The sequence below is a fragment of the Thermostichus sp. MS-CIW-38 genome (assembly GCF_054058415.1).
The window spans coordinates 1-18,886 of the sequence record NZ_JBSSAH010000002.1; the positions used below are offsets into that span (position 1 = coordinate 1).

An 18,886-nucleotide genomic window follows, 5' to 3' on the forward strand; every position below is an offset into this window, starting at 1 on the left:
CAAAACCGTCAGGCAAAGGACGGTGCTGAATTATCCGAACAGCACCGATTTTGGGCAGATGGATAAACTGCCCGCAAATGCAGTCCTGTTGCATCAGGGGGAAACTGAAGGAGCGATACCGCCCAACTCCCTTGAATCTGGGTTTCCCTGCCCGCTTGCCGTTACCGTCCCCCTTCAGCCAGCGGTCGAATGCTTTGTGCACTCGCTCTATGCAGTTCTGGAGGACTTGCGAATGGACTGCTCTGTACTCCGGAAACAGGGCTTTCGTGCTCACCAAGTCCCGTTTCTGGGAGTAGAAATCGGGCTTGTCTTTCAGCTCAGGCAAGTGACAGATTAAGGGACAAGCATTGATGTCACAGCGATTGTGTTCCCACCACGCAAAGCGCTCTGCCAAGCGGTAGTTGTACTGCTTGCGTAACAAGTCTAGCCACTCGCTCATCAAAGCAATCTGGCTGGGCGTAGGTCGCAAACGGTACTGGTAAGCAGTTCTCATTGAGGCAAGGGTAATCTACTGGAATGAATCCTACCCTATTGCCCCTATTGCTTCATGCGGTGGGGTTACCGTCTCGGTTTTAGGCCAGTCCATTGAAAACCAAAGTGTCCCCGCCTCTCATCCCGACCTTCACCCTGGATAGTGGTGAGTGGATAGTGACCAGCCACTAGTCACTAACAGAGGGCAGGGCTTCCCGGCGGTCTAGCTAACGCTACGCATCGCCAACAGGAGCGATGAGCAGGGGAAACGCTACAAAAAACAAACCGTGAAAAATCCCCCGGCCTCAAGGGTGAGGAGAACGTCAAACTGCCCAAAATTCCCCTGCAATTTGCAATGGCCACAAAAGGGGATCCCTAGAGCTTGCGGGAATAGAACTCAACCACCAAAAGCTCGTTGACCGGGGCGCAAATTTGCTCGCGGGGGGGCAATTCCTTGATGCGTCCGCGCAGCTTTTCTTTGTCAAACTCCAGGTAGTCCGGCAAAAACAACCCCGGATACTCCGCGTAGGCGGCCACCAGCTTGCGGGAAGATTCCTTGTTTTTTACTGTAATCACATCCCCCACTTTGCAGCCATAGCTGGGAATGGTTACCTTTTGGCCGTTAACCTCTATGTGGCCGTGGCTCACGAGCTGCCGAGCTGCCGGAATGGTTGGAGCCATGCCCAGACGAAACACGATGCAATCCAACCGCATTTCCAGCATTTGCAGCAAGGCCAAACCGGTGGATCCCTTGGAGCGCCGTGCCTTGCGCATGTAGCGGATCATCTGCCGCTCGCTCAGCCCGTAGTTGAAGCGCACCTTCTGCTTTTCTTCTAAGCGAATGGCATATTCGGATTTTTTCTTGCGCTCGGCGCCATGCATACCGGGCGGGTTGGTATTTTTGGGGCGCTTGCGCGTCAAGCCGGGCAGATCAAGTCCCCCGAAGCGACGAATAATTTTTAGGCGGGGGCCTGTGTAGCGGGACATGCGGGCATTTCTCCGAAATCAGCAAACAAAGTCAGCAAGAGATGGTCAGCTGGGGAGCAAGAGGACGAGGCACCAAAAGAATCGGCGATCTACTATATTAAGCGTTTAGTTCCTGCTTTGGACAAGGGGTCAAGGCTGTCTTTTGGGATCCCGTCTCCACCGTTGTATTCACCCTGTCAGTCGTAGTGAACCCCCAGCTGAGTGCGGATGAAAGCGCGATCTTCGCTAAGCAAGCCGTTGAGGGTGCGCCGTTCCCCCAAGATGGGATCCGGATCCAGGCCGATGGCTTCCAAGTCGGCCAGCACCATCAGCTCCACCAACTGCGGGAAGCTCACCTTGGGCTCCCATCCTAGGACTCGCTTGGCTTTTGAAGCATCCCCCAACAGCAGATCCACCTCGGTTGGGCGGTAGTAGCGGGGATCGATCTCGATCAACACTTGGTCTTTGTACAACCCCTGTTCGGCTTGGCCGGAGCCTTTCCAGGTAATCGGCAGGCCCACCAGCGCGAAGGCCCGTTCCACAAACTCGCGCACAGTGTGGGTTTCCCCAGTAGCCAGCACATAGTCATCCGGCTGGGGTTGTTGGAGCATCATCCACATCCCCTCGACGTAGTCTTTGGCGTAGCCCCAGTCCCGCTTGGCATCCAGGTTGCCCAGGTAGAGCTTGTCCTGTTTGCCGGCCACAATGCGGCTGACGGCGCGGGTGATCTTGCGGGTTACAAAGGTTTCCCCTCGCCGTGGGCTTTCGTGGTTGAACAAGATACCGTTGCAGGCGAAGAGGTTGTAGGCTTCGCGGTAGTTGACCGTCTGCCAGTAGCCGTACACCTTGGCACAGGCATAGGGGCTGCGCGGGTAGAAGGGGGTGGTTTCCTTTTGCGGGATCTCTTGCACTAGGCCGAACATCTCCGAGGAGCCTGCCTGGTAAAACTTCACCCGGATCCCGGTGCGCTGCTGGTAGTCGCGGATGGCCTCTAGAAGACGCAGCGTGCCCATGGCCACTGCATCGACGGTGTATTCCGGCGCATCAAAGCTCACCCGCACGTGGGATTGGGCCCCCAGGTTGTACACTTCCGTCGGCTGCACCTGTTCCAAAATCCTGCGCAGGGTGGTGCCATCCGTGAGATCCCCGTAGTGGAGAAACAGCCTGGCCTGGGGGTTGTGGGCATCCACGTAGATGTGGTCGATGCGGTCGGTGTTGAAGGTGCTGGCGCGGCGGATGATGCCGTGAACTTCGTAGTTTTTCTTCAACAACAGCTCGGCCAGATAGGAGCCATCCTGTCCGGTGATGCCGGTAATTAGGGCACGTTGGGTCATAGAGCTGGGGGCAAAGACTAGGAAAACACCAAAAATCAAAATGGCCTGAGGCTCAAGTCCAATGGCAAAACTCAAACCTCAAAGCGGAGACCTTGAAGCTAGAACATTATAGTGCAGCGGGACTCCTTCTCCTCAGGCAGGGCCCGCCGAGGCACATTCCTGGCCAAGGGTGTGGTCTTTCAACCGTTGCAAAGCGGCAGTCAGGGCTGTGGGCCAGGGATCCGGCTGGCGCAGTTGTCGCACTCCCTGGGGCAGGCACAGCACAGAGGCGCGGCTGGTGCGGGCAATGGCTTCCAGATCCGGCAAGGGATCCAGCAGCAGCCCTTTTTCCATAACTTTGCGCAAGAGCGGTTCGTAGCCAGGAGGCGGGGGCTCGTCAGCATGGCCCAACAAGTCTCCTTCAGGGCCGCGAAAGATCTGCTTGCGACCGGGAAGGGTGGCTTTGGCAAAGGAAGCTTTGGCCACTGGGATCCCATTGATTTCCACCAATTTGTACACCCCGTTTACGCCTTCTCCAGTTACCAGGCGGGTGCCCACCCCATAACCGCTGATGGGGGCTTGGGAGCGATGCAGGCGCTCGATCTCGTATTCGTCCAAATCCCCACTGACGAACACCGGGGCGCCTTGAGGCAAAATTTGTTTCACCCGGCGAGAGAGATCTTCCAAATCTCCCGAGTCGATGCGCACCCCGCCGATTTCCCCCTGGGATCCCAGTTGATCTGGGCTTCTGGCCGCAAAGAGCTGGGCTGCTGTGCGCGCCCCTTGGATGGGATCGTAGGTATCGATTAGAAGCGCAGCTTGGGGAAAGTAGCGCCGAAAGGATTGAAAGGCGCGGGTTTCGTCTCCCGAGAGAGCAGCAATGGCCATCACTAGGGAATGGGCCATGGTTCCTGCCGGCTTGCGCCCCAATTTCAGGGCTGCCAAGACGTTGGAGGTGGCATTGAACCCTGCCGCCAGAGCCGCCCGGGCTGCCCACAGCCCCGCCTGGGGACCAAAAGCTCGCCGGGTGCCGAACTCCAACAAAATGGCCTCATCCCCTGCTGCATCTCGCATACGGGCCGCCTTGGTGGCGATCAGGGTCTGGTAGTTAAAGGTGGACAGCAAGTAAGTTTCCACCAGTTGGGCTTGCCAGAGGGGGGCTTCCACCCGCAACAGGGGCTGGTTGGCGAAAATGGCGGTTCCTTCCGGCACCGCCCACACATCCCCCTCAAACCGGCAGCGGGCCAGCAGATCCCAAAAGCGCTCCGGCGCATCGGCGAAAATGCCCGTTTCCCGCAGCGCTCGCAAAGCCTCGGGGGCGAAGCTCAGTTGCTGCAGATAGTCCACTGCCTGGGTGAGCCCCATGGCGATTAGGTAGCCATAGTCGGTGGGCAGCCGCCGCACAAACAGCTCAAAGGCAGCGGGCTGAGACTCTAGCCCTTCCCCCACGTAGCAGGCGGCCATGGTGAACTGGTACAGGTCGGTTAGCAGGCCATAGTCTTGGGGCCGCAACGACGAGAAATCAGGGCTCAACATGAAAAACCTCGGGGCAGAAGCCAGTGGGGAACGGCGGGATCGAGCAGAGGGCTGTTGCGAAGGTTATAGTGAAACTTACCATAAGTAAGGCTGCTTGTAGGGATCCACCAGAAGCATCACAACCCCAAAAAACCCTAAAAATCGGCCTCGACAAGACACCAAACCCAAACTCAGCCAGAAATGCAGGCGGCCATCTGGACAAAATCTTGCCCCCAACTTATAGTGAAACCAACCATAAGTGTTACCCGTCCAACTCTATCGAGCGGGTGCAAGCCTGGTCAATCCAGCCCCCACCGGAAGAACGCCATGAATACCACTCTACAGGAGCTAACTGTTAAGGCTCCAGCGGGCCTTCCCCCCCACTTTGATCCGGAGCGGGTGGGAGAGATTTGGCGCGTGCCCTACCAACAGCGGGCAGCAGAAGCCGAGCGCTGGGCCAAGGAGCAAGGGATCCCGCCGGCAGAGGCGGATCGGGTGCGGGTGGGCTTGTTGCTCATTGATGTGCAGAACACCTTTTGCATTCCCGGCTTTGAGTTGTTTGTGGCCGGTTCCGGCGGATTGGGAGCGGTGGAAGACAATCGACGGCTTTGTCAGTTCATCTACCGCAATTTGGCTTGCCTCACCCAGATCATTGCCACTCTCGACACCCACACGGCCATGCAGATCTTCCACCCCGTCTTTTGGGTGGACGCGCAGGGAGCCCATCCTGAGCCGGCCACGGCCATTTCGGCAGCCGATATCCGCTGCGGACGCTGGCGGGTTAACCCCGCCATGGCTGCCAACCTCACCCAGGGGGATCTGACGCGGTTGCAGGTCTACGCTCTGCACTACGCCGAGCAGTTGGAGCAGGGGGGAAAATATCCCCTCATCGTCTGGCCCTACCACTCCATGCTGGGGGGGATTGGCCATGCCCTGGTGCCGGCGGTGGAGGAGGCGATTTTCTTTCACGGCATGGCCCGCTGCAGCCAGCCCAGCCTGCAGCTCAAGGGAGCCAATCCCTTGACGGAAAATTATTCCGTGCTTAGCCCGGAGGTTTTGACTGGGCCGGAAGGGGATCCCATCGACGAGAAAAATGAGCTCCTCATCCACCACCTGCTGCAGTTTGACGCCCTGATCGTGGCTGGCCAAGCCAAAAGCCACTGCGTGGCCTGGACGGTGAGCGACCTGCTGCAAGAGATCCAGGCCACGGATCCCAGCTTGGCCAAGAAAGTCTACCTTCTGGAGGACTGCACCTCGCCGGTGGTGATCCCCGGCGTTGTGGATTTCAGCGAACAGGCGGAGGCCGCCTTCGCCCGCTTTGCGGAAGCAGGAATGCACCGAGTGCGCTCCACGGATCCCATCTGGGAGTGGCCTGAGTTTCCCCGGGATCCCAGCTGACCTCCAACATCCGGTATGATGCAGCAGGATCCTCTGCTGGAGCAGCCCTGTGTACAATCGCGTTAGCGGTGCGGAGCACTCTCGCGGTAGCGGTGCGGAGCACTTTTGGGATCCCCGCCCTGAGGCCAGTTCTACCGTCTCCAGCAGCCTGCGCCCCCCCAGCGGTGCCCGGGATCTCCTGCCGCGGGAGGTACAACGGCGGGAGAAGCTGGAGGCTCAGCTTACCCAGGTTTTCCGACGCTACGGCTACCAGCGCATCATCACTCCCACCCTGGAGCGGCTGGAAACGCTGCTGGCGGGGGGATCCATCCGTGCCGAGTCGGTGCTGCAATTGCGGGATGGCGAAGGGACGATGCTGGGGCTGCGCCCCGAGTTGACCGCTTCCATTGTGCGGGCGGCAGCCACCCGTCTGGCCGGTGGGCCCTTGCCGTTGCGGCTCTACTACCACGGCAGCGTTTTTCGCAACAGCCGCCGGGAGGAGGGATCCTACAGTAGCCAGGAGTTTTTTCAGTCCGGAGTGGAGCTGATCGGGGCAGGGGGATGGCTGGCAGATGCCGAGATTCTGCTGCTGCTGGCCGATTGCATTCGCTCGATCGGCATCTCTTCTTGTGTAAACGGGACGGAGGCCGCCTGGACGCTGCTGCTGGGAGATGTCAGCCTCACCGAGAGTTTGCTCAGCGCCGTTGCCCCCACGGCTCAAGCGGCAGTGCGCCGTGCCATTGCCCAGCTCGACTACGTTTACCTGGAATCGGCCCCTCTGCCGGAAGCCGCCCGCCAGATTGGCTTGCAGATTCTGGGGCTGCGGGGCCAGCCCGGCTCAGTTCTTTCTGACCTGGCTCAGTTGCCTGTGCCGCCTGAGCGGCTGCGGGATCTGCGGCAGCTCTGCCAGGTGCTGGAGGAACATGGGGTGCGGGTGGTGCTGGATCTGAGCTTGTTGCAAACCCTGGCCTACTACACCGGCATCGTTTTTCAGGCAGTGGCAGGCGGGGAGATCATTGCTCTGGGGGGACGCTACGACCGGCTGCATGCTCTCTACAGCCCTCAGCAGGTCGAACAGCCGGGGATCGGCTTTACCCTTCTGCCGGATACGCTGCTGCGGCTCTTGCCCCCCGATCCCCAAACCGAGGAGATGGGCTGCAAACGGTTGGTGGTGCCCCTGGTGCCGGCAGGGATCCCGGCGGCGCTGGCCTTGGCCGCCCGCTGGCGAGAAGAGTGCACCGCACCGCTGACGCGAACGGAGGCGGTGGAGCTGGAATTGCTGGATCGGGCCCCTGAAGAGATCGAAGCCTATGCCCGCCAATGTCGGATCCCGGAGATCGCCTGGGTACAAGCCGACGGCAGCTACCACATCACCCACCCGGGCTAATGCTGGCAAGGTTGACCTCCCAACAGAGACGGGGCTGCACCAGTTGCAACAGGTGTTGGCGAATGCGTTCCAACTGCCGGATGGCGCTCTGCACCCCTGGCGCAAACGGCTGACGGGATCCCTGCGCCCAAAAATGCTGCTGCAAATAATCGATCAGCCACAGTTGTGCCGGCAGCTCCAAACTGGCCACCGCTCTGCCCAATTCCAATGCCTGCTGGAGAGAAGAGTGCCAGGGCCAACGTTTGAGTTCCTCAAGGAGCGACGGCGGGATCTGCTGCAGGTGCTGGTGGGCCAGCAAGGCCAAGCCGGGGCTGCCCTGGGCCAAGGCAATCAGCTCGGATCGAGAGATCCCTGCCAGATCTGGGCAACCCAACCCACTCAGCACCCGGTCGACCTCTTCTGGGCTGAGGCGGCGAAAAGGCACCATCTGGCAGCGGGACAACAGCGTCGGCAACAGCGAGGCCGCCTGGGGGGCGATGAGTATAATATGGGCTGGGCCTGGCTCCTCCAGGGTTTTCAACAAAGCATTGGCAGCGCTTTCCGCCAAGGTTTCGGCTCCCTCCAGCACCACCACCGCTCCCGTTCGCGTAAGCGGGACGGAGTCCTTTAGCGGGGCGGAGCCCTTTCGCTGGGCTCGAATCGGCTTGCGGGCACAGAAGCGGGATACCCCCTGCACCTGCTCCAGGCGAATTTGGGGCGGCGAGCGCCGTTGCAAGGTTTGCGCCTCCGGGGAGTCTGCCGCAATTAGGCGGCCTTGGTGCAGGTAGGTGGGGCTGACCCAGTGGAGATTGGGATGGTTGCCCGCCAGCAGCCAACGGCAGTGGGAGCACTTGCCGCAAGGGATCCCGGAGCTGGATTCGCACAAGAGGGCCTGGGCAAACCAACGGGCCATCAGCTTCCGCCCCACCCCTTGGGGGCCCAAGAAGCAGTAGCTGGAAGTCACCCGCCCCTTCTCCAGGGCCGCCACAAGCAGTCGTGCCGCCATCTCCTGCCCGACAATGTGCTGTGGAGGCAAGACCTTCATCCGCTTGACGGTCTCGGCGCTCGGACGGAGTTCTGGCATATCTCAGCATCCGCTGGCAGAAGCTGGCAGGAAATGTTTGCGAAAATACTGCAGCGTCTCCGGTCGCAATAACCCCCGCTCCACCAAGGGATCCCCCCAGTGGGGCGAAGATTCATCCATCGGCGGCAAGGACTCCAGCACTTCAGCAGCCAACAAGTCGGCAGCCTTGAGGAACTGATACATTTACGCTGAACACTGCTGAACATCACTGTTCAACTATGCAGCGATAGCATTCTGTTTGTTTCCAAACAGAATGGCGGTATCCCGCAAAGCTTTGAGTAGAATACCCAAAGCGCAGTTTCCGTGTCGTCTTACTACCAATTTTCTGCTTTGCTTTGGCTACCATGTTGGCAGACTCGAAAGTAAACAGAAAGATCAACTGGTAGTAATCCGTACTGAACATATTATACATTATTTTCAGTATAGTTGAGCTTATTATTGACTAGAGTCATGCTCTCCCACCGTGCGGCACCCCGACAAACGGGCAGAATACCCCCCATCCGCAAAGAACTTGAAAGTGCTATGCCTCCGGCACCCTACCGGGAACCGCACCGCTACCGCGACCGTGGTTGCCTTCAGGCCGGTACACTCGCCAATGACCGCGGTCAGCTTGCCCCCCGACTGTTGCCAGCGGCTGAGGATGTCTTGGATCTGGGGCCGATCCAGCAAGCCCGCTGCCTGCAAGTTTTGGAACAGATGCCTGGCCCAGGGGGTGAGTTCCGCCAGCAAAGGATCCGTCGGCGTGTCCTCAGGATTGGCGGGAAGCTCCCCGGCATCGGTCGCAGGTTCCTCCAGTCTCCTCGTAAGGACTGTGTTTCGCTCACGCGAACGTGCTGGCTCATCTTTGGCGGTTGAGCCAGAGAAGTTGGCTGCTCTCAACTGAGCCTGCGCTGCCTCGGCGATCAGCTTTTGCTGTTCGTAACTCACCTGCAGCAGACGGTTGCGATTCTGCTCAATCTTGAGGTTCTCCTGTAAAGTCTCCAAGCTCTGTCGGTAGGCCGCTAGCAGCTCTCGCGCATCTCGCAGTTCCACCGTCAAGTTGGCCTGCTGCTGTTGAAGGGCGCTGAGGCGGGATCCCGTGGTTTTCAGTTGTTGTTGAGCTTGCTCCAAGGCTTCTTGGCGGGCTTGCAGGGATCCCTCCAGTTGGACAATGCGCTGGTCGGCCTCGGCCCGTTCTGCCCTGAGCTGGTGGATCAGGGCTTGGCTCTGCTGCAGTTGCTCCTCCAGTTGAGCAAGGTGCGCTTCGTAGTCACGGTTGGCTGCCATCAGCCGCGCCATTTCCGCTTGCAGTTGTTGTAGCTGCGCCTGTAAGCTTTCCACCTGCTCTGGGGGAACATAGCCGGAAAGCCGCGCCATTTGGGCCTCGTGCTCTTGCTGTAGCTGGGCGTAGCGCTCTTGCCACATCTGCAAAGCGGCCCTCAGCTCCGCAATCTGTTGCTCTAAAGCGGCAACCTGCTCTGGCCAGAAGGAGTCCAGATGCCGGGATGGGGCAGCTTCTGGCTCTGCAGCTTGCTGGGCAAGTTGGGCCTGCAGCTGATCCCGCCCCGACCGGAGCTGCTGGAGCTGCTGGAGCGCCGCTTCCAATTGAGCGCGTAGGTCAGCCACAACGCTGCTGGGCACCGAGTCCAACTGGCGTTTCTGCAGAATCTGGATTTGCTCTTGCAACTGCTCCAATTCCGACTGATAGCAATCTTGCTGGGTTTGCAACTGCCGCTGCGCCCTTTGCTCAGCAGCGCGGGCAAGAGCCAGCTCCGTTTCCAGCCTTTGCAGTTGTTCCCGCCAAACCCGCAAATCCTGCTGCAACGTTGCCTGGTGCTGGAGCTCTGCTTGTTGGAGACGGATGGTGGCTTCCAGTTTTTGAATGCGCTGCTGATACTGGTTTTGAAAATCGGCAATCTGCTGGTTCATGCTGGCCAGGATCCGATCCCATTCCTGTTCCTGGAGCTCGATTTGTAGCCGCAAGGCTTCCACTTGCTTGCGGTAGTCAGCCAAGGTGGCCGGTTGAGGCTCATCGGCAAAGGGATCCGAGGCTGCCGCGGCTAATGTTCCAGGGATGGAATCTCCCCCAGCCGCAGATTCAAGACTCGGCGGCTGAACCGTACTCTCTCTCCTGGCCTCTTCGGGTGCAGGCCAATCCTGAGCTGGGTCTTCTCGGCCAGGAATTGTCGATCTTCGGGGGATAGGCTGAACCTCGGGTACGGGATCCTTAGCCAAAAAAGGCTGCAGTGCTTCCCACGCATTGGGGGAAGCCATCCGTTGCAGTTGCACCTGAACATCCAAGGCGCGATCCAAAATGGCGGGCTGTACCCAGCCTTTCCAGGTGAGAATCTCCCCCAATTTCCGCCCGTAGCGACGCTGTTGGGCCAGAGCAACCCGCAACTGCTCAAAATCCAAGTGGCCCAGTGCCACCAAAATCTCTCCCAGAGAAAGGGACTGGCTGGGCAGGAAGCGGTAGAGAGCGGCTGGGGTGAGCCAGCCGTGCTCGAGACACACTTCTCCCAACTTGAGGTGGTTTTGCTGTTGCTCTCGCAGAGCCTGAGCCAACTGGGATTGGGAGATCAGACCCGCCCGCAGCAAACGCTGTCCCAGCGGTAAGCTCGACTCAGCCCCGTCGGCAGCAGCACCCCGCCCCTCCAGAAAGGGGAATGGGGTAGAGCCACTCTGGGAGGAAGAGGAGCGCGGAGGCATCAATAAAGTTCCCAGTTTAGGACTGTGTTGTTGCTGTACTTTAGCTTATCGCCCCTCAGGATAAAGCACAAAGAGATGCCAACGCCACATTGACCAGAAAACTGGGTTACAAGCCCCGCCCTTTATGACGGCTTCTTGATACAGTAACTGCGAACTCCGCCAGCTTGTTCGCCTGCGGCGGCACTGAGTGCTTCGTGGTGCAGTACCTCTTACTAGAGGGACATTAGAGGGACAAAGTATCTGGGAGTCTCTTCCCAGTAATTAGGGCGGCGGCATCCCTCTTCGTGCATAGGGATGGAGCAGTACAGCCTGTTAAGGAATCAAGGGGCACAGTAGCAACACCTAGCAAACCAACTTCGGAAGCAGAATGGATTGATGAGTAGTCAAGAGGTCTCTGCTATCTGCTCCATCCCATACTTCCCGGCTCTGGAAAACTGCCGGATAAAAGGCTTCAATACCGACCACATCCTCTCAATCGGATTCAACTCTGGTGCATACACAGGCAGGTCTATGATCCGCGCACCTGTTCCTTGAATCAAACCCTCCACTTCCGAACTCTAATCACCACCTTCCGCGCATCCAGTTCCGGACATGAGTCACTTTGCAAAAACTCCAGAAAATTGCTCTTCCGCATTCCACCCTTGATAACACAACAGCCTACTGCCTCTCTCCAGGAAATAGCTTCAATAATCTTATGTTTTTTCCCTTTGCATCTCTGACGGTAACTGTAAGCTCTTTGACTGCGTAAACTCCGAGATACCCCTCCGTTCCATTGCCTCTCACACCCTTGTCTGGTCTAGAATAGCTATATCTTCCACTGGTATATTCTTGACTTCTTAACTATAGGCTAATTGTTGCCTTTGCACCTCCTCTTCTCTGATTTTTACACTGCGGTAATTCTTTTTAGCGTCATTCCTCGCTTTTTTAAAAAGTTGTCTATCGTAACAGCACTCACATCAGTATCCAGTTGCTCTCGTAGCAGTTCTTGATACTACCACGGATAATAGTTCAGGCGCCTTTCAATGACCGTCATAACTTCTTGCCGGTGTTGTTCCAGAATACCTACTCGCTTTGTGCCGACTTTCTTGGGGGATAAATCCTGAGTTTGTTGATACTGATGCACCCAGTGGTGCAGTGTTCTTTGGGTTACCATGAACTGTTCCGCTACCTGGCGAGTGGAGGTCTTGCCTGCCTGATAAGCTGCCACAACTCTTTGGGATAAATCTAACAAATAGGTTGGTATATATCTCTCTTTTCTCTTGGATACTTGTATCCTAATTCATAGGCTGTAATCGGTGAAGTGCCAAAAATGATTCTGATTCTTGTTTCAGCATCGTTGCTGAGCAACCGCTAGGGTGTAGAGACGCGGATCTTCGACAAGAGGATCCCTAGGAAAAAACGAGAAAGAAGGAGAGAAAATCATGTCTGCCAGCACCCTTGTCCGTTGCGCCTGTGAACACTGCAACTGCAGCTTCGAGAGCAGCCAAGGCTATCGCTACGAAGGTCAACTCTACTGCAGCGAAGCCTGTGCCACCCACAATCACGAGCACCCTTCCGCCTGCTGTGTGGCTTCCCACTGCTGTCAATAAGCAGGTCACCAGGCCTTCTTGGGGATCCCAAGCTGCTTTTCTCCCCAGGCAGTTTTTGATAGGCTCCTAGGAACCTTTATCCCTGTCGAGCTTGCATGGAATACCGCTGGGAGCTGCTGCCCACTCCCCCCCAGTTCAATCCGCAACTGAGCCGGGAATATGGCAAGTATGCGGCCAAGGTGATGGCTCTGCGGGGTCTGCACACCTGGGAGCAGGCGCAGGCCTTCGTGGATCCCGAACACTATTCCCCCACACCACCAGCATCCCTGCCGGATCTGGAGCGGGCGGTGGCGCGGCTGCTGCAGGCACGGGAAAGGGAAGAGACCCTGTGCATTTGGGGGGACTTTGACTGCGATGGTGTCACCAGTACCAGTCTCCTGCTCTCGGCGTTACAACCCTTGGGCTTCCGAGTCCAGTTCTCCATACCGCTGCGCAGCACCGAGGGGCACGGGCTCAATCCTCAACGGCTACAGCAGGTGCTGGCCCAGGGCTGCCAAGTGATCCTGACGGTGGATTGCGGGGTGGGCAATGCTGCCGAAATTGCCATGGCCCAAGTCCAGGGGGTGGACGTGATCGTGACGGATCACCACATGCTGCCGGATCCCTTGCCCGCTGCCTATGCGGTGGTCAACCCCTTGCGATTGCCGGCTGAACATCCGCTGCGCTTCTTGCCGGGGGTGGGAGTGGTCTACGAGTTGGCGGAGGCGCTCTACCAAGCCCTAGGGATCCCTGGTGTCGAGCAGCACCTGGATCTGGTGGCGGTGGGAATTGTGGCCGATGTGGCGGTGTTGCAGCGGGAGTGCCGCTACTTGGTGCAGCGGGGCCTGCCGGTGCTGGCCAGTACGCAGCGCCCGGGGTTGCGAGCTCTGCTGGCCCAGGTTAGCAACGGCCAGCTCCAGAGGTCGCCGACAGCCCAGGATATTGCTTTTCGCATCGCCCCCAAGTTGAACGTCATTGGCCGCTTGGAAGACGCCAGCTTAGCAGTGGAGCTGCTGACCACCTCCGATCCAGAGCGGGCCCAGGCGCTGGTGCAACGGTTTGTTGCCCTTGACGAAGAGCGCCGGCAGCTCACCCAGCAAGTGATCCAAGAGGCCAGCCAACAGGTAGAGAGCTTGGATCTGACCCGGGAAGGAGCCATTGTTCTGGCGGAAGCCGGCTGGAACCCAGGGGTTCTGGAGATCGCGGCGGCGCGCTTGGTGGAGCAGTACCGCTGCCCGACGGTGTTGATTGCCAAAGACGAAGCCACAGGGCTGGGCCATGGGTCGGGTCGTTCCCTGCCAGGGGTGAACCTGGTGGAGGCCATCGAGGCTGTGCGCCCCCTCTTGCGGCGGGGAGGCGGACACCCCATGGCCGCCAGGATCCAAGTGGATCTGGCTTGCCTGGCCGCTGTGCAACTGGCGTTGCAGCGGGAGCTGGCCGCGCGGGTTAGCCCGGATCAGCGGGCTCGCGCCTTGGCGGTGGAGATTATCCTCGACTGGGAGCTACTGGTCTCTCAGGATCGGGATGGGGTGGCAGAGCTGGATGAGGTGTATCGGCAATTGCAGCTTCTGCAGCCCTTTGGGCACGGCAACCCCAACCCCGTCGTTGCCTTGATGAACTTCCGTCCCAATAGCTCCAACCTGGGAGTCTCCCGCAATGGCCGCCACCTCAAGTTTGAACTCCAAGGCTCGCTGGGATCCCGTACCCTGTGGTTTTGGCAAGCCGGAGAAGAGCTGGAGCGCTGGCAAAAATGCCAGGCTTTGGACATCGCCCTCCAGTTGGAAGCGGATGACCGGGGCAGACAGCCTTGGCAGGGCAAAGTGCTGGCGGTGCGCCCTGCGGGAGAGTGGCAGGCACCCACCATTTCCGCCCCTCGCCTACAGATCCAAGATTTTCGGCAGAAACCCCTGCCGGATTCGCTGAAAGGGGCCATCTGTTACGACGGGCAGGAGGCCGAGAACCTTGTTCCACCACCAAAAGGGGCAAAGCTGGTGCTGGCCCGCTGGCCCTGGCTACCGGCGGACTTGGCACAACTGCTGCAACAGGTACAGCCCCGAACCCTGATCCTGGCCGCTTCTGCCTCCCCCTGGGAGCAGATCCCCGCCCGAGTCAACTGGCTGATGCAACAGTGGCAGGCAGGCCAACGGGATCCCGAGGATCTGGCTGCAGTAACTGGCTTTCCCCGGCAATGGCTGGCGGAACTGGACGGCCCGGAGCAGATCCCCACGCTGCTGATGGGCCGCCTTCAGGAATCCCAAGCCTTTCACCGCTGGCTGGATGAGGCTAGCCCCACCCAGATTGCCCAACTGTGTCAGCGGCTGCTGCGACCGGATCCCCTCTCAAGAGAGACAAGAGAGAAAAGAGAAAAGAACGGAGAGTAGTGAGAAGGGAGCATGCCTCTAACCCCCAAAACCCTGAACTTTGCTGAATTTACTGAGCTTTAGGCGGTTTGGCAAAAGTCATTGAGAGGGATATAGTAGACCAAGTTTCCCCCTGATCCTTGAGTCCACCGCAACGGTTGCCGGGAAGTGAAGGGGGAAAGCGCTCGAGGGGTATTCCTCAGGGCTTTGCGGGATACCGCCTTCCTGCTCAGAGATAGGCAGGATGCGATCGCTTCTTTCCTGAACCATGTTCAGGAGAGTTCAGCGTGAATGTATCGGTATCCTCACTCCTCTCTCCTCACTTCTCACTCCTCATTGTTGCTCCCCACCGCTGACGCGATACTCTGGATCAAATGGCTCAACCTCATTTTTTCCAGCAACCAGAGCCCCTCAGAGTTTTCTGTGATCCCGGTTCGCCTAACCTTGCACAATTTTCTCTGTTACGCTCACGCCGTTTTGGATCTGCGCGGGATCCACACCGCCTGTATCTGTGGCCCCAATGGGGCAGGCAAGTCTGCCCTGCTCGATGCCCTCACCTGGGGCCTTTGGGGGCAAAGCCGGGCTAGCAATGACAGCGATCTCATCCGCAAGGGGGCCAGCGAAGCCTGGGTAGAGGTGATCTACCGCTCCCGAGGACAAACCTACCGCATCCTGCGCAGCCGTCATCTATCGGGCGAGGGATCCCTGGAGTGGCAAATTCAAACCGGAGAAACCGACGGCCAACCTCGCTGGCGTAGCTTGACCCGCCGCGGCATGCGCGCCACCCAACAGGCCATTCAAAGTCAGCTCAGCCTCGACTACGAGACCTTTATTCACTCCGCCTATCTGCGACAAGGACAAGCGGATGCCTTCACCCTGAAGCGTCCCAGCGAGCGCAAGCAAATTTTGGCCGACATGCTCAAGCTGGGGCAGTACGATCTGCTGGCCGACCGCTGCCGGGAACGGGCACGCAGCGCCAAGCTCAAAGCGGATCTGCTCCAAGAGCGCCTGCAGCAGCTCGACCAACAACAGGCCCACCTTGGCCAAATCCAAGCCGAACTGGAGCAACTCCAACAACAGCAAACTCATCTGCAGCAGCTCCTAGCCCAGCAACAGCAGGAATTGCAAGCCCTAGAGCGCCTCTACGAACATCGCTGCATCCTGCAGGAGCGCCACCAACACCTTACCCAACACTTGCAAAAGCTCGGCGCCAACCTGCAGCACACCGAGCAACAGTGGCGTGCCCAGCGACAGCACCTGCTCCAGTTGGAAGAGCTGATCGCCCAGAGTGAAGACATCCTGGCGGGCTACGAACGCTACCAAGCCCTGATGGCCCAAGATCGCCATCTCCACCACCTCTTCGAGCAACAGCAGCATCTGCTCCAAGAACGCCAAAAGCTGCAAGCCCGGCAAGCAGAGCAGCAACAGCAGCAACTGCGCAAGATGCAACGGCTGCAACAGGAGTTGGCCACCTGCCAAGCTCAGGCCCAAGCCGATGCCCAATTGCTGGCAGAACAGGAGCGCATCGAAATCGGCCTGCGCCACTACCAGCAAGCTCAAGAGCGTCTCCAGGCCTTGAACCAAGCCCAAGCGCAAGCCGCCATCCTTCTCCAGCAGCAACAGCATTGGCAAGAGCAAATCCGCCGCGAGCGGGAACGTCTGCAAGCCCGCCTCCAGCTTCTCAGCCAGCAACTGCAAAGCCAGGAAACTCTAGCCCAGCAGCAGCAGCACCTGGAGCAGAAAATTGCCGAAGGAGAGGCCGCCTTGGCAGAGCTGGAGCGACGGCGTCTCTACCAGCAGCAGGTGTTGGAAAAAGTCCAAGAACGACGGCTGTTCGTGCAAAAGCTCCAGGAACGCCAGCGGGTTCTCCAGCAACAGTGGCAACAGGAAGAAGAACGCTGCCGCCTGTTGGTGACCACCTGGGAGGAAGGTCAAGAGGTGTTTTCCGCTCAAAGTGCTCCGCGCAGCGAACGAGATCAGGTCACCCCCACTTTGGCGAGGGTGACGGCCCTTGTCGAGGAGGCAGCAGAACAAGAGAAGGGATCCCCGGCCCTATCTTCTGTCGGCCAGCCTGCAGAGCCATCCCCTGCAACGCCGACAGCAGAGCCGCAGGGATCCGGCTTTATGGCTCCGCAACGCCGTCGCCACTGGACTTGCCCCCTCTGCGCCCGTCCCCTCAGCCCGCGCCTGCGGGATGTGGTGCTGAAAAAACACCGCGAGCGTCAAGAAGAAATTGCCGGCGAACTGTTTGTTATCCGCGAACAACTGGCGGTGGCCGACCGGGAGATTGAACTCTTGCAAGCAGAATACCACCGTCTCAGCCAAGAACTGGCCACCTGGGATGAGCGCCTGCATCTGCAAGGGCGATTGCAACAGCAGTGGGAAGCCGAGCAGGAACGCCGCCGGCAAATCCAGCTCTGGCAAGCAGAAGCGGCAGAGTTGAGGGAAATCCTCGACCGGGAAGCTTACGCTCAAGAAGCTCGGCAACAGCTCCAGCAGATCCAGCAGGCCCTGCAACAACTGGGCTATGACGAGCGCGAGCACGCCTTACAACGAGGAGAACTGGAGCGCTGGCGCTGGGCCCTGGGCCGCTCTCAGGAACTCCGCAAGGCCCAGGAGCGCCGCTCTCACCTATGGGAGCAAATCGCCTCCCTACAGGCACAACTGGAAACCCTGCAACAGGTGGGATCCAAGGACTCCGTCCCGCCAGTGGGATCGGATTCTCCCCTGGCGGAGCGGTTGGCTCAGGTGGAACAGGTGTTAAACCACCTGGGCTACGATGGATCCCTGCACCAGCAGGTGAAAGCCGAACTGGCCCAAGCGCAACTCTGGCCGGTGCGCCTGCAAGCCCTACAGGTGGCCCGCCAGGAACTGCCGGAGGTGGCAGCCCGCACCCAAGCCTTATCCCAACGCCTACAGGAAAGCCGCCAGCACTTTGCCCAGGCCACCCAAGAGTTGGAACGGCTTCAGCAACAACTGGCGGAGCATCCCGAGGTTTTGCCTGCTCAGCTGGAAGGGATCCGCCAAACCCTGCGGGAGCACCGCCGGCGGCTGGATGAGGTGCTGTCTCAGATAGGGGCCGCCCAACAACGGCTACAACAGGCGGTTCAACAGCAGGCGGAACAGGCCGAGCTGGAACAGCAACTGCAACAGGCCCGCCGCCAGCAGCAGGTGTACCAAGAGCTGGCCAATGCCTACGGCCGCAACGGCATCCCCGCCCTGATCGTCGAAAATGTCCTGCCCGAGCTGGAAGCCCAGGCCAACCAGATCCTGGCCCGCCTTACCCAACACCGCCTGCACCTGCAATTGGTTACCCAGCGCTCCGGGCGACGCTATTGCTCACCGGCCAAGCTGTCCTCCGTAGCGGGACGGAGTCCCTATGACACCCTTGACATTCTCATTGCCGATCCCCACGGCACCCGCCCCTACGAGACTTACTCCGGTGGAGAAGCCTTCCGCATCAACTTCGCCATTCGCCTGGCCTTGTCCCGCCTGCTCACCCAGCGCTCGGGATCCGACCTGCAAACCTTAATCATCGACGAGGGGTTTGGATCCCAGGATGCCACCGGACGCGCCCAACTGCTGGCCGCCATCAACGCCATCGCCCCCGACTTTGCCTGCATCTTGGTGATTACCCACATCCCCAGCCTGCAGGATGCTTTCCCCCACCGCATCGAGGTACAGCCCTCTCCCCAGGGATCCCGCCTCTCCATTCGCGGCTAGTCCCTTCAGGAGTTGCCGGCACGATTTTGCAGCCACTGCTGCAACAGGGGCACCAGAGTCTCGCTGAGTTGGTTCCACTGGTCGGGCTTCTGGACGGTGGTCAGCAGCTCCACTCGCTCGCCTCGGATCACCAGAAAGCCAACTGGCTCGATGCGCACCCCACCCCCCGCTCCCCCGAACAGACTGGCCGGATCCCCGCCGTTGCCGCGACAGCCAGGAGCAGTCTTTCCAAAGTTACCCCCTCCCCCACCCAAGCCAAAATGCAAGGACATGTAAGGGACAATAATCGTCTCACCAATAGTGATCGGCTGACCAAAGGTTTGTCCCGTTTCCGCCAAAACCTTCAGCTTGCCGAGCACCGCCTCCAGCACCGATTCCACGTTGAAGTCGGATCCCATCTCGGTTGACTTGCCCACCAGACGCTCGGGCAAATGGCGCGCAGTACCTTCCCAGGC

13 protein-coding genes and 1 pseudogene are annotated in these 18,886 nt (G+C 59.2%); 5 read left to right on the forward strand and 9 right to left on the reverse strand.

Translation table 11 applies throughout. From position 1 onward, the window contains the following. From ACVWXZ_RS00885 to ACVWXZ_RS00900, 4 genes are all read right to left on the reverse strand, one after another. Positions 1 to 493: RNA-guided endonuclease InsQ/TnpB family protein (locus ACVWXZ_RS00885; RefSeq protein ID WP_457482021.1), on the reverse strand; the 493-nt coding region annotated here is incomplete at its 3' end. Between the two features lie 353 nt (positions 494 to 846). Next, on the reverse strand, positions 847 to 1,458 hold the full coding sequence (gene rpsD, locus ACVWXZ_RS00890) for a 30S ribosomal protein S4 (protein ID WP_011432724.1): 612 nt from the start codon (positions 1,456 to 1,458) through the stop codon (positions 847 to 849). A gap of 176 nt (positions 1,459 to 1,634) precedes the next feature. After that, a complete protein-coding gene (gene gmd / locus ACVWXZ_RS00895) occupies positions 1,635 to 2,771 on the reverse strand; it encodes a GDP-mannose 4,6-dehydratase (protein ID WP_414344822.1) in 1,137 nt (378 codons plus the stop codon). Between the two features lie 132 nt (positions 2,772 to 2,903). Next, the gene (locus ACVWXZ_RS00900; protein ID WP_457482022.1) at positions 2,904 to 4,286 is read right to left on the reverse strand and encodes a nicotinate phosphoribosyltransferase; all 1,383 of its coding nucleotides are present in this window, start codon (positions 4,284 to 4,286) and stop codon (positions 2,904 to 2,906) included. Between the two features lie 306 nt (positions 4,287 to 4,592). Between ACVWXZ_RS00900 and ACVWXZ_RS00905 the strand changes: the two genes are divergently transcribed. Both ACVWXZ_RS00905 and ACVWXZ_RS00910 read left to right on the forward strand, forming a co-directional pair. Next, a complete protein-coding gene (locus ACVWXZ_RS00905) occupies positions 4,593 to 5,663 on the forward strand; it encodes an isochorismatase (RefSeq protein ID WP_457482023.1) in 1,071 nt (356 codons plus the stop codon). 49 nt (positions 5,664 to 5,712) lie between these two features. Then, the gene (locus tag ACVWXZ_RS00910; RefSeq protein ID WP_457482024.1) at positions 5,713 to 7,029 is read left to right on the forward strand and encodes an ATP phosphoribosyltransferase regulatory subunit; all 1,317 of its coding nucleotides are present in this window, start codon (positions 5,713 to 5,715) and stop codon (positions 7,027 to 7,029) included. Here the strand turns inward: ACVWXZ_RS00910 and ACVWXZ_RS00915 are convergent. The 4 genes and pseudogenes from ACVWXZ_RS00915 to ACVWXZ_RS00930 form a co-directional block, all read right to left on the reverse strand. After that, positions 7,013 to 8,092, reverse strand: a complete 1,080-nt coding sequence (locus tag ACVWXZ_RS00915) for a DNA polymerase III subunit delta' (protein WP_457403663.1) — start codon at positions 8,090 to 8,092, stop codon at positions 7,013 to 7,015. The two genes, ACVWXZ_RS00910 and ACVWXZ_RS00915, sit on opposite strands and share 17 nt — an antisense overlap. 3 nt (positions 8,093 to 8,095) lie before the next feature. Further along, the gene (locus ACVWXZ_RS00920) at positions 8,096 to 8,275 is read right to left on the reverse strand and encodes a hypothetical protein (protein ID WP_011432732.1); all 180 of its coding nucleotides are present in this window, start codon (positions 8,273 to 8,275) and stop codon (positions 8,096 to 8,098) included. 252 nt (positions 8,276 to 8,527) lie between these two features. Beyond that, positions 8,528 to 10,780: a hypothetical protein gene (locus ACVWXZ_RS00925; RefSeq protein WP_457403664.1), complete on the reverse strand. Its 2,253-nt coding sequence runs from the start codon at positions 10,778 to 10,780 to the stop codon at positions 8,528 to 8,530. 320 nt (positions 10,781 to 11,100) lie between these two features. Continuing rightward, positions 11,101 to 12,023, reverse strand: a pseudogene (locus ACVWXZ_RS00930) (IS630 family transposase). 178 nt (positions 12,024 to 12,201) lie between these two features. Between ACVWXZ_RS00930 and ACVWXZ_RS00935 the strand changes: the two are divergent. From ACVWXZ_RS00935 to ACVWXZ_RS00945, 3 genes are all read left to right on the forward strand, one after another. Next, positions 12,202 to 12,369 carry a hypothetical protein gene (locus tag ACVWXZ_RS00935; protein ID WP_083757636.1) on the forward strand — a complete coding sequence of 56 codons (168 nt, stop codon included), beginning with the start codon at positions 12,202 to 12,204 and terminating at the stop codon, positions 12,367 to 12,369. 95 nt (positions 12,370 to 12,464) lie between these two features. Beyond that, the gene (gene recJ / locus ACVWXZ_RS00940) at positions 12,465 to 14,729 is read left to right on the forward strand and encodes a single-stranded-DNA-specific exonuclease RecJ (protein ID WP_457403665.1); all 2,265 of its coding nucleotides are present in this window, start codon (positions 12,465 to 12,467) and stop codon (positions 14,727 to 14,729) included. 270 nt (positions 14,730 to 14,999) lie between these two features. Beyond that, on the forward strand, positions 15,000 to 18,431 hold the full coding sequence (locus tag ACVWXZ_RS00945) for an AAA family ATPase (RefSeq protein ID WP_457404337.1): 3,432 nt from the start codon (positions 15,000 to 15,002) through the stop codon (positions 18,429 to 18,431). A gap of 5 nt (positions 18,432 to 18,436) precedes the next feature. Here ACVWXZ_RS00945 and ACVWXZ_RS00950 read toward each other — a convergent pair whose 3' ends face one another. Beyond that, positions 18,437 to 18,862 (reverse strand): GerW family sporulation protein, encoded by a 426-nt coding sequence (locus tag ACVWXZ_RS00950; protein WP_457404335.1) that lies wholly within the window; start codon positions 18,860 to 18,862, stop codon positions 18,437 to 18,439. Positions 18,863 to 18,886: the final 24 nt, after the last annotated feature.

What these genes read in the sequence shown, in the direction of transcription:
- rpsD (WP_011432724.1), bottom strand. Translation starts at nt 1,458, where the DNA reads ATGTCCCGCTACACAGGCCCCCGCCTAAAAATTATTCGTCGCTTCGGG.
- gmd (WP_414344822.1), bottom strand. Translation starts at nt 2,771, where the DNA reads ATGACCCAACGTGCCCTAATTACCGGCATCACCGGACAGGATGGCTCC.
- ACVWXZ_RS00900 (WP_457482022.1), bottom strand. Translation starts at nt 4,286, where the DNA reads ATGTTGAGCCCTGATTTCTCGTCGTTGCGGCCCCAAGACTATGGCCTG.
- ACVWXZ_RS00905 (WP_457482023.1), top strand. Translation starts at nt 4,593, where the DNA reads ATGAATACCACTCTACAGGAGCTAACTGTTAAGGCTCCAGCGGGCCTT.
- ACVWXZ_RS00915 (WP_457403663.1), bottom strand. Translation starts at nt 8,092, where the DNA reads ATGCCAGAACTCCGTCCGAGCGCCGAGACCGTCAAGCGGATGAAGGTC.
- ACVWXZ_RS00920 (WP_011432732.1), bottom strand. Translation starts at nt 8,275, where the DNA reads ATGTATCAGTTCCTCAAGGCTGCCGACTTGTTGGCTGCTGAAGTGCTG.
- ACVWXZ_RS00925 (WP_457403664.1), bottom strand. Translation starts at nt 10,780, where the DNA reads ATGCCTCCGCGCTCCTCTTCCTCCCAGAGTGGCTCTACCCCATTCCCC.
- ACVWXZ_RS00935 (WP_083757636.1), top strand. Translation starts at nt 12,202, where the DNA reads ATGTCTGCCAGCACCCTTGTCCGTTGCGCCTGTGAACACTGCAACTGC.
- recJ (WP_457403665.1), top strand. Translation starts at nt 12,465, where the DNA reads ATGGAATACCGCTGGGAGCTGCTGCCCACTCCCCCCCAGTTCAATCCG.
- ACVWXZ_RS00945 (WP_457404337.1), top strand. Translation starts at nt 15,000, where the DNA reads ATGTATCGGTATCCTCACTCCTCTCTCCTCACTTCTCACTCCTCATTG.